Origin of the sequence: Fodinibius halophilus (genome assembly GCF_011059105.1) — a bacterium.
In the GTDB taxonomy this organism is placed as follows: Bacteria; Bacteroidota; Rhodothermia; order Balneolales; family Balneolaceae; genus Fodinibius; species Fodinibius halophilus.
The window spans coordinates 18261-30160 of the sequence record NZ_JAALLS010000032.1; the positions used below are offsets into that span (position 1 = coordinate 18261).

Annotated in this window: 7 protein-coding genes; 6 read left to right on the forward strand and 1 reads right to left on the reverse strand. The window is 39.4% G+C overall.

All coding sequences use genetic code 11. The features are described from left to right. The first annotated feature begins 13 nt into the window (after positions 1-13). From G3569_RS17070 to G3569_RS18860, 4 genes are all read left to right on the forward strand, one after another. A complete protein-coding gene (locus G3569_RS17070) occupies positions 14-1660 on the forward strand; it encodes a SusD/RagB family nutrient-binding outer membrane lipoprotein (RefSeq protein ID WP_165271301.1) in 1647 nt (548 codons plus the stop codon). Between the two features lie 17 nt (positions 1661-1677). Beyond that, positions 1678-2694, forward strand: a complete 1017-nt coding sequence (locus G3569_RS17075; RefSeq protein WP_165271302.1) for a hypothetical protein — start codon at positions 1678-1680, stop codon at positions 2692-2694. Between the two features lie 977 nt (positions 2695-3671). Then, entirely contained in the window at positions 3672-4106 is a 435-nt protein-coding gene (locus G3569_RS18855) for a transposase (protein ID WP_165271303.1), read from the forward strand. A 14-nt stretch (positions 4107-4120) separates the two neighbouring features. Then, the gene (locus G3569_RS18860) at positions 4121-4846 is read left to right on the forward strand and encodes a transposase (RefSeq protein ID WP_165271304.1); all 726 of its coding nucleotides are present in this window, start codon (positions 4121-4123) and stop codon (positions 4844-4846) included. Between the two features lie 34 nt (positions 4847-4880). Here G3569_RS18860 and G3569_RS17090 read toward each other — a convergent pair whose 3' ends face one another. Beyond that, complete coding sequence (locus G3569_RS17090) at positions 4881-6302, reverse strand: GWxTD domain-containing protein (protein ID WP_165271305.1); 1422 nt, start codon at positions 6300-6302, stop codon at positions 4881-4883. Between the two features lie 542 nt (positions 6303-6844). On the opposite strand from G3569_RS17090, the gene G3569_RS17095 reads away from it, so the two are divergent. Further along, positions 6845-9901, forward strand: a complete 3057-nt coding sequence (locus G3569_RS17095) for a SusC/RagA family TonB-linked outer membrane protein (protein WP_165271306.1) — start codon at positions 6845-6847, stop codon at positions 9899-9901. 11 nt (positions 9902-9912) lie between these two features. After that, a complete protein-coding gene (locus tag G3569_RS17100) occupies positions 9913-11445 on the forward strand; it encodes a RagB/SusD family nutrient uptake outer membrane protein (RefSeq protein WP_165271307.1) in 1533 nt (510 codons plus the stop codon). Positions 11446-11900: the final 455 nt, after the last annotated feature.

Genomic DNA, 11900 nt, shown 5'->3' on the forward strand with positions numbered 1-11900 from the left:
GAGGAACAATTTTATGAAATTATTATATCGAATACTCACTGTAGCACTAGTTTGCTTTGTTGCGGTGTCTTGTGACGTGGTTGATCAAGATTTGTTAGAGAATCCTAACAGCCCGTCTCCAAGTAATGTTAATCCAGATTATCTTCTGAATAATATTCAATTGGAGACAGAGAATGTTTTTGGTGAGGCTTCAAACTTTGGCCAAGAACTTAGCCGAATGGGCTATATGTTTGGTGACATATACCGAAATGCATATTCCCCTAGTAACTTTAATACTTTATACAATGATGCGTATTCAGATCTCTTCATCGATGTTAAGAATTTGACTCCCATCGCTGAAGAAAAGAACCTGTATTTCCATCTGGGCATGGCCAAAACGCTCAAAGCTTATGCCATGCTTACATTGGTTGATGGTTTTGGAAGTATACCATATTCTGAAGCGTTGGATGCCAGTAACCTAAATCCTAAATTAGATGATGGTAAAGCAATTTATGATTCTGCACTTGTCCTTTTGGATGATGCAATTGCTGACCTGAAAAACGAGGACCGAAGAGGATTCCCGGAGAATGATCTCTATTATGGAGATAAAGAAGGGGATGACAAAGTTAATGCGTGGGTTAAAGCGGCTAAAACAATGAAGTTGAAGGCATATTTAAATACAGGCAATACGTCTGAATTTAATGCGCTGGTATCTGAAGGAGATATTATCTTAACTCCTGAAAATAACTTTACGTTTAATTTTAGCACAAACGATGCTAATCCAGATTCGCGACATCCGGGATATATAACTAATTATGCAGGTTCTCCACAGACTTATATGTCGGTTAACTACATGAACTTCTTATTAAATGATAAGTCGGCGAGCATAAATATGGATCCGCGAATGCGATATTATTTCTATCGCCAAACAACTTCGGACCCTACCGATGTGACTAAAAATACATGTATCACGGCTCCCAAACCATCCCACTTTAATACCGACGATCCTTGGTGTCTGCTTGGTGATGGTTGGTGGGGACGCGATCACATGATTGATGATGGTATTCCACCAGATAATGAGCTTCGCACTACTTACGGTGTTTATCCGGTAGGTGGGGCATTTGATGATGGATCTGGTGGCTCTACTGATGCAACTATGGGACTTAAAGGTGCTGGATTCCGGCCTATATTGATGGCTGCTTATACCCATTTCTTGATTGCGGAAGGAGAATTAACTCTTAATAATGATCCTGGCGCTGCAGAGACTGAATATCTGGCCGGTGCTGAGCAATCTCTTGAAACCGTACGAGATTTCGGTGCAAGTGTAACGGGTGGAAGTGGGTTTGCAATGACTCAATCTGATATTAACAACTATCTTTCTATTATTGAAGGTAGATGGGATAATAACCCCAGTGAACGATTACGCTTAAATAGCAAAGAGTTCTATTTGGCTTTATGGACCAATGGAATTGAAGCTTATAACATGATGCGTAGAACTGGTTACCCAAACAGGGAAGATAATTTGCAGCCTGCACGTGAAAAACAGCCAGGAAATTGGTATCGAACTTTTTGGTATCCTTCAGACCTTACAAAACAGAATAATAGTGTTGATCAAAAAAATAGTACTTTAGATCGCACATTCTGGGATACGGATGGTTCTGCAGATGCATTTAACTTTTAAATAAAGAAGGTATTCTAATGAAATATTTTAAACATAATATAACATCGGTTTTTCTGGTGCTCTTGATGTTTGCGTTGTTCTCTTGTGAGTCTTCGTCTACTTCAGAAGGCCCCCAGTTAAAAGAGTTACTGGATGAAGCAAAGACGAGTACAGGAGCTTTTCTAAGAGTTGCTTCTGTAAAATCAGCTGCTTTTGATCTTGCAGACAAAAGTACAGCAGCATATACTATTAAAGCAGAATACGAAGATGGAGAAGGTAATTCTCTGCTCGAAAGTGTAGAATTCTATGTTGCTTACGAAAGTTTTGCATTAGATCCGCAGCAACGCGAAACCATTAAGGAAACAAAAGATCCGTTTAAGACGGTAGATGCCTCTGCATTTGAAGAGGACTCAGAAAGCGGTTTACCTACTGCTACTATATCTGTACCCCTTTCAGAGGCAGTTTCTGCCCTTTCCGGTTTATCGATGTCGGATTTGGGGGTTGGTGATAGCTTTGAGTTGAGATGGAAAGTGAATTTGACTGACGGTCGATCATTTTCTGTTGATCAATCAAGTGCTCCTGTAAGTAGTGGGTTTTATAGGTCCCCATTTTTCTCACGTGTAAAAACCGTACAGAAAATTCCAGCAGATGAGTTTACAGGCATGTACCACTTTGAAGCTCAAGGTGCAGGTGTATTTGGCTGGCCAACATTCGAAACATCTTTTGATGCCCAATTGTCAGTGGATCCTGAGAATAAACTTAATGGAAGGGTATTCACTGCTAAACCTTATCCACCAGGTGCATCTGGCTTTGATCTTGCTGAAATTCAGGTACCTATTGCTTTAGGACCAACAGCAACACCTACATCAGAGGTAGGAACGGGGCTTGGATGTGATGCTGGACTTGCTGTAGGACCAATGCAAAATTCTTCACAAAATGGCGTTATCATTGATGTGAATGACGATAGTCAATTCACATTAGTAGTGGGTGATAATGTTAGAGGGGATTGTGATGCAAGTCCTGTTGATGTAACCTACATAGTTACTAAATTGTAGTAATCAAAGTATTCTTACTAGGTTATATAGGGTCATCCTGTTTAGGGATGGCCCTTTTTTATTCAATAAGAAATCTGTTTTTCTCATATTTAGCAGGGTACTAGTAAAATAACTATCCGACATAGAAAAGGTATACATGAAATCAGAGGCTCTACTATGCTCCTGTTAGATGTGCCCGTTCACATAACTGATTTTAAGATGGCACTCATAGCTTTAACCGAAGCTGAATTATAATCCGCGGGTGCGTTTAGATCGATTATAGTCTCAGCGATTGCTCGTTTCAAACAGGAATATCCAATAAGTGTTTGGTTTAGTAAGGTTACAACTCAGTTTTATAAATTGGTTTTATGTGGGTAGGTATAGGAGAAATAGCCCTTGCTGTTCTGTAGAACCCTCATCAAGTTGCTATACTTAGGGTTTGGTAGCCTCCTCATAGTATAAGAGTGATAGTTTTTAGCAAGTTTCTATTTTGGTTAGAACAAACCTTAGTTGGTATGGATATATTTAAGAAAATATTTTTCAATTCTTTATTCCCGTTTAGCCTCTCGCATTAATTCTTGGTATTTGGGCCTAAAAACTCCAGATTATAGTTTTATTGTTGGCTATTAAAAAGCGAAAATTTTGACCAACTACATGTTAGTAGTTTATAATTAGAAATAATGTACTTTCTCTACTTTTAGTCGATCTATTTGTAATTAATTGTTGTCTATTAATACGGTACTATATTACAGTTTTGCAAAAGATAAGATCGATAGTAATTTCGTTGTGTATAATAGTTTCTGTAAAAGGGGATAAGTAGAAAAAAGAAAGGCCATGGCTAGGTTCTGACTTATTCACCAAAAATGATAACTAAACCATTGCCATGACCTCTAAGGAAAAGGATACGAAGAACGAAGAATTTTCAGCTGGAAGATTTGTTAGACTTGGGCTACGAGAACCTGCTGGCGAAGATGCTGCAATTAGGACTGTAGCATTTTATGGAACTTGAACGTGACCAACATATTGGGGCGCCCCCCTACGAGCGCAGCGTCTCGCAAGGCTACAAGCTGCACCAGCTCTACTCGCAGGTGGGGACGCTGCATCTGCGGGTCCCGCAGACCCGCGACGGAGAATTTCATCCGTCCATTTTGCAGCGGCATCAGCGTAGCGAAAAGGCGTTAGTGACCGCTTTGGTCGAGGCGTATGTGCAGGGCGTGTCTACCCTGAAGATGGCCAAAGTGACCGAGCAACTGTTGGCCAAGCAGTTTTCGGCAAGCACGATTAGTCGCTTCTCCGAGCAGCTGGACGCAGAGCTGGAGGCTTGGCCGAGCCGGCCGTTAACTCAAGATTTTGTGTATTTCCCGCTAGGAGCGGTCCCGTCGCGACGGGATCATCGTCGAAATGGCCGTACTGGTGGCTATTGGCGTAGTTGAGAGTGGACATCGCCATGTTTTGGCCAATCGAGACCGGTTGGGGCGAATCCGAAGCGGTCTGGAGTGAGTTTATCAAAGGACTTAAGAAGCGTAGACTCTCCGGGGTCCGGTTGTTTGTCAGTGATAATCATCCCGAGATCAAAGTGGCCTTGCGTAAGCACTATTCCGGGGTTCCGTGGCAGCGCTGCCAATATCATTTTCGTCCGAATGCCCTCGATCAGGTCCCCAAAAAGCGCGAGGATCAAATTCTGGAAGCACTGGAAAGGGGGTGGAAAAGGGGAAACTCCTACCAGCAGGCCAAAGACAAGCTTGAGGAACTGGTTAATGAGCTCTCAGATTCACTGCTGGATTTGGCCAACTGGCTGAGGGAGCAGGCGCCCCAAACCTTAACCGTCTTCCAGGTGGATCTGGCCTCGCATCGGCGACGGGTGCGCACGACCAACGCTGTCGAGCGGCTTCATCAGGAGCTAAAGACAGCTGACTGCGGCTTTTTGGAACCTCTTAAAGAGCAGCATGCGGATTGGATAACCGGGCGACGGTATCTGAGGCTGGACCAACTTAAAAAACTTCAGAAAAACCGAAATTTTTCTTCGAAGGACCCCTCCGAAGAAAACAATCAAACCAGCAATGGCTTAGTAACTTTTACAGAAAAAAGTTGCACAGGCAGTAATTTAGTATCTGTATTTATAAGTCAGGGCTTTGTTTTATATTTAAGATGCATCAAGCCGACCTTGAAATAGCAGGGTAATAAAAATTATAAAAACAGATTATGACTTATAATCTACGGGTAATAATTTGTCCCGTCAACCAAAGCTCCCGTTGCATGTACTGAATAGTGTAGTAAAAGTTATTTCGTTTAAATATATAATGATAAAAAGGAAAATATTTGCTTTTTAATTTGGGTTGTACGAAACGAAAACTGTATTCAGGATCTTCTCGGTTATAGGAGTAATACCAACTAAGATGATTTAGTCTGTCTTCGGTATACCACGGAGGGCCAAATAAAACGTATATCATTCCTAAGTCAGTTTTCCAGCCTTCTTTAAAATTAGAAAACTGTTTATTGGCTTCTTCAACCCGTTGATAATAAAGCTGAATTACATCTCTTGCTCTGGCAGAGCTACCAATATTTTTTAACCAAAAACGATCTATCTCTTTTTTCAATGAGTCTCTGTCGGAGATTGCTATGAACTCTTCATACCGTTTTTCGCCCATCAGGTATATAAGAGGCCGTGCAAGTTCTTTTGTGGATTTTACTGCAGGATAGTTCTTGCTTTTTATCCCAAAGTCTCGAGCCTTGAATATCTCTTTTTCTCCTCCTTCTTTTGAAGCTGTTACCTGAAATCGATAGTTGCCACGATCTTGAATGGCAAACTTATATTCAATAAAGACACTGCTATACTCACTTAACACCCTTTTATTAGATTGTAACTCTGTTTCTTTATCATAATCAATGCCTTTGTATTCAATACTTGAGGGGCTATAATTTGAATAATGCATAGGCCGGGCATAGCTGGTATCAGACTCGAAGCGAAGTAGTCTGGAATTCAGTTCCATACTTTTTTTCGATTGTGGACTCATGATTTGAAACACAAAACGAAGGGAATCAACGTTGCCTTTTATATCATAAGTATTGATACGTTGCCATTCACTATCTTCATTATTTTTACCATACATGTGGATAGATGATAAAGAATATTTTCCTTGTTCAGTTTTAGGAATATAAGAAGTTACTTCTTGCGTTATTTTTTTATCAGAAGTTAAATCTGTAACCGTGACAAGTATTTTATAGTGGCTGGGGGGGACCGAAAAGGTGTTTTCTAATTCAATAGTCTCGCTGGAAGAATTAATTTGCTCATCTAACGTGGCTACTTCCCGTTTAAAGTGTTTTTCAGAGATGATATTTTCGGGATTCTCAGCATCAACTATCTGAATACTAATGGAAGCTTTAGCTTTAAGAGAGTCAATATCCTTTTTGTAAATTAGACTCCCCTTCACTATATGGGTTGAGATTTTTAGATGGGCGTCTCCCTGTCTATCTACATATCCAAAACTAGATGTTCGGAACTCCGGATATCCGATTTTAAAATTGTAACCAGTACCATGTTTGATATTTGTATTTCTACTTGAGCTGCAGGCAAATACCAAGGATGAAGCGACAAAGATTAAAAGCAAGTTATTTTTAAAAGAGTGCATAAGAATTCTTTTGTATCAGATTGTTTTACAATCAATCACCAAAATATTGAAATTAAACAGCTATATATAAATACCAAATTTATTCTTGCTATTTATTTTATATGATAGGGTATTGCTTAAAATAATATGTTGGATAATGCTGCTTCTTAAAGTATCTTTTTCTTAATTAGTACGTTTTGGTATAAAAGTATACAATAGCCTATAAAGGTGTATGAATATAACAAGTAAGATAATCGGAACGATCATTCGTTTGCAATATTTGTCTTTACACAGTTTAATAATGAATGATTGGATTTTTAGAATCTTTGTTAAATAATCTTAAAAGATTGGTATATGGGATGAATATTTATACATTAACAATAAATTTGTTAACACTACATCAACAAATCTTGGTTAGTTATGAATTGTAAGGAGCTTTGCACTGGGTGCACCAGTTTAGGAGCTCGATACTGATAAATAACTAATATAATACCATCTATGTAGATAACAGCTGCGTGATTGGTAGTAATGTAAAATAACTCTAACTTAAATATAGTCTTAATATGCTTAAAAAGTTACTAACAACATTCCTTGTTATGACCTTTGTCGTGTCGTTGGGCCTTGCCCAGACGGGCGGGATACAGGGAACAGTTACGGATGCAAAAACCGGTGAAACAGTACCTGGGGCAAATGTAGTATTAACCGAAATAACAAAAGGTACATCTACAGGACCTAGTGGAGAATATTCTATAACTGAAGTGCCTTCTGGTACGTACACGTTGAGAATTACTTTTGTTGGTTTTAAACCATTTGAAGCCCAAGTACAGGTAGAATCTGGTGAGACGATAACAAAAAATGTGCAACTCCAATCGGGGTCAATTGATTTGAATGAAGTTGTTGTTACTGGTTATCAAACTCGAACTAAAACTGAAAGTAGTATTTCTGCTTCCTCTGTAAGTTCAGAAGATTTAAAGACTGCACCGAACTCTTCGGCTTCTCAAAGTCTTACAGGTAAGGTCGCTGGTCTTAATATTACTACCTCAAGCGGTCAGCCTGGTGCAGATCCTCAGATCAATCTCCGAGGTGTTTCTTCGCTAAATGGTAATACAGAGCCGCTTATTCTACTTGATGGCACACCAGTAAATGATGATAATATCGCTAGTTTAAACCCTAGTGTGATCGAAAATGTAACCGTGCTTAAGGATGCTGGAGCTACTGCTATATATGGAACACGCGGTGCGAACGGAGTAATCCTGATCCAAACCAAAACTGGATCTTATAATTCTGGTGTAGAAGTTGACTATACTGCAGAACTTAAGTCAACTTCGCTTCGCGCAGATGATTATGATAGGCTAAGTGGCCCCGAACAGCTTCAATTAGAGCAGGATTATTTAGGTGGTAATGTATTAGGTTTGACACCATCTGAATTTGGGAATGCGCCAGATACTGATTGGATTGACTATTTCTTCGATCCGGCTCTTTCTACTCAGCATTCTCTTTCAGTATCAAATGGAAAAGAGAATATTAAAACCTATACTGCTTTTGGTTTCACAAATCAAGATGGTGCTCTTAACGGTTCCAGATTGAGACGATTTAATATACGGAATAATATTACGGGTCGTTCTAGTAATCAAAAGTTTAATTTCGGTGTTAATACATCTATTAACTTCAATAATGATCGGTCGCGTACAGGTATTGGGGGAACTGGGATAAATCAGAACCCTTTATTGGCGGCTAAAGAATCTGTTCCTTATTTAAGTCCAGAAGATTATCCGGGCAATGGTGCCGATCTTATCACCTTATCTGGTGTAGGTTTTGCATATACTCCTCTTTATTTAATTGATAAGAGAAAATATGCTCGGAATGGAGATCGCAGAGTAAAGGTTACTGGTGCTGTAAATGGATCATATCAATTAACAGAAGAGCTGGAAGCGAATCTGCGCGTTGGTGGTGACTACGAGCGTAATGATAACCGTAACTCGCGGCATCCAGAATCATTTAATTCAATTATTTTTGCCGAGACGGGTAATAACTTCAATGGTCAACAACAAGCTTTTAGCACTGAGTCACTTACTTATGACCTAAGCACCAGCTTGCAATATCGGATGCAATTTAATGAAATCCATGATATTTCGGCTGGAGCATATTTTGAAATGAGTCAGGGCTTTTATGAATTCAGTGGTTTTACCAATAATGGTATTGTACCAAATACTTTTGCGGCAGGAGATGGGGCTAGTTTTATCGGTGATGGACCTTTCAATGATTGGTTTAAAAATCCAGTTTCGCTAAATAAGTTACAATCTGGGTTGTTATCATATTTTGGTACTGTTGATTACAGTTATGCTGACAGGTATGGAGCTTCCTTGACACTCCGACGTGATGCTTCTTACCGATTTTCTGATAGTAATAAATGGGGAACATTTTATGCCATTTCAGGCCGATGGAATATTTCCAATGAATCTTTCATGGATGATATGCCCTTTGATGTATTGAAGCTTCGTGCCTCATACGGAAAAAGTGGTAATCAGAATATAGTTGGAGCCCAGGGCCAATTCTCTAATTTTGGTGGTAGTTCACTAACTAAAAATTTATTTGCTTCAGGGAATACTTATAAGGGGGCACCTTCAATATTTTTTGCCCAATTAGGTAATAGTGAGCTCAAGTGGGAAGAAGTTATACAAACAAACGTGGGTATTGACTTCGAACTATTTGATTCCCGCTTAGTCGGTTCGTTAGAAGGATATGTCAAACAAACCGATGACTTATTCCAAAGCGTACCACTTTCGGCATTGACTGGTCAAACATCAATCAATACCAATGTTGGTTCATTGGAGAACCGTGGATTTGAATTTGATGTAAGTTATGATTTCTTGCGTTCTCGCGATGGTCTTAATCTAACAGTAGGTATACTGGGTAGCTATAATAAGCAGGAAATTCTTGACCTGCCACAAGAAGATGGACAAATCGTTAACGGTTTAACCACTCTTCGTGAAGGCGGACCGCTCGGTGAATTTTATGTTTATCCGTATGAAGGAGTAAATCCTGACAACGGCAATTTACTATTCCGTGATGCGGAAGGAAATCTGACTGAAAACCCTTCTGCTGCAGAAGACCGCAGAACCACAGGAAAAAATATTTATCCAGATTGGCAAGGAAGTCTTAATTTTGATTTAAGCTACAAGGGCTTGTATTTGCAAACCCAATGGCAATACGCTGTAGGCATTTATCGATTTGACTTCCAATATGCGGGGTATGTCAATCCTAACAATATTGGGCAATTTGTAAGCTCGCGTGATATCTTGGATAGTTGGACTCCACAGAATACAGATGCTTCTCAACCGAGATATAATGCACCGAATCGAAGTCTTGATGGTAACTCTGATCGATTCCTTGTAAACTCTGATTATGTCCGGTTACGACATGCTACTCTTGGATATCAATTACCTTCAAATATAGTTGAAAAAGCCAATATAAGAGGAGTAAATATTTATGTCAGTGCTGAAAACTTACTCACATTTACTGAGTGGAGAGGACTTGATCCTGAGACTCTAAATGCTACTAATTCGCGGTTATACCCAAACCCACGTATTGTTTCTGTAGGTCTTGAAATTCAACTATAAAACGTATTACTATGAAGATGTTAAATAGACTTATTTTATTCAGTTTTATACTGGCATTTGGTATTGTCAGTTGCGATAACATTACAAATATTAATCAACCTGGAAATCTACCTTCTGAGGACGCATTGGAGAATGTTGATGACTTAGAGCTAGCACTTCCAGGATTGTACTCAAATCTAGATGTCTATGACTTAGTTTACTTTAATTCTGTACGAACAGATGAAATTGCTCCAGGACCCGGCAATGGTGGGCAAGGGCTTGGTGGCCAGTATCAGTTCGTACTAAATACCACCAGTGCGATTTCTGCTACAGCTTGGAACAGTGGTTATAGTTCTATTGATGAAATAAATCGTTTTATCAATAGTAGTAGTGAAATAGACCCTGGTGATAGTGAAGATCTCTATAATGATCTGCTGGGACAGGCACACGCTATGCGTGCTTTTGAATATTTTAAACTAACTAGTTTATATTCAGAAGATATAACTGATAACAGCTCGATGGGAGTGGTAGTATCTACGGAAGTGCAAGATAGAAAAGTAAAACCGACACGGAATACTACCGGTGAAACTTTTTCCCAAATTCTTGCTGACATTCAAAAGGCTGAAAATAAAATAGATCCCAGTCTTGGACCTGCCAGCAACGCAACGCGTTTTACATTGCCTGCACTTACAGCTTTAAAGGCTCGTATAGCTGCTTATCGCAAAAACTATGAGCGGGCTGATTCATTATCTCAGGTAATTATCGATAATCATGCTTTGGCAGGTCCTGCTGATTATCAATCTATGTTTGGGGAAGATACCCAGGGTGAGGTTCTTATGAAGTTAGAACGCACACTAGGTGACCCTTATGAAGGCCAAGCTGCTATAGGTACACCGGCAGGTTCTGGATTTATTGGTAATATATATGCTCAGGTAGCATTTTACAGAGGAGTACATTACCATGTAGAACAGTCGTTGGTTGACCTTTATCCAGGAAATGACATTAGATCACGTACTAACTACTTTCCTGATTCAGGTCTACCGGCAAATCTTCAAAATGGCCCATTTAACTATGTCTACAAATATAGTGGTGGGGTAGAAGGAGAAGATACACCTCTGCTGAATGATCAGAAATTGTTTCGGGTATCTGAAATGTACTTGATTAATGCAGAAGCTAAGGCTGCAACTGGCGATTTGCCTGGAGCTGCACAACGTATATTTGAACTGCGTTCTGCCCGTACCTTTGCGGCACCAGGCCCAAGTTTACCGAGTTATGCAAATCAACAAGAAGCATTTGCTGATATTCTAGTAGAACGACGTAAAGAGTTGGCATTTGAAGGACATCGTTGGTTTGATCTCCGAAGAATGGGACCAGTGGCAGGTGTTACTATTGATCGTGATGAAACTGTTACTGGTATTGGTGGATGTAATCAATATGATGCTTGTGTGGGACCTGATCCTGCTCAAGATTCAGAAAAATATGTATTACCAATTCCACAAAATGAGCTAAATGCTAATCCCAATATCAAACAAAATCCTGGATATGGCGGAGGTGCAGGTTCATAGGTTACCACTGCACTAGTTGATGTTTTTAAAACCTGTCCCTTTTATAAGGGGCAGGTTTTTTTATTAAAGGAGCTTACAAACATTCTGGCAAGGTTATTATCCACACTTGAATTCATATAATAAAGAATTCAAGTGTGGGTGATTTTTGTAATTGTTACTAGGTTTGATTTCAAGATATATTGTTTAATGACATGGGAGCATTAAACAATATATCTGAATATGATATGTACTCTTAATCTAAGAGTAGACGATTAATACTGGGTTTCTTCTATACTTAGGATACGAATAAAAGAAGAAATTTTCGCAATTTTCCCAGGTAAATGCATTTTCAGTAGGGTCCCGAGAAGAGGCTTACCTAGTTGAAAAAGAACTGAATTATAGGATATCCAAAAGGGCAAGGAGTTCTTTACCCCCAAAAATGTGAACTTGCTACATTTTGGTGGACACCCAGTTAA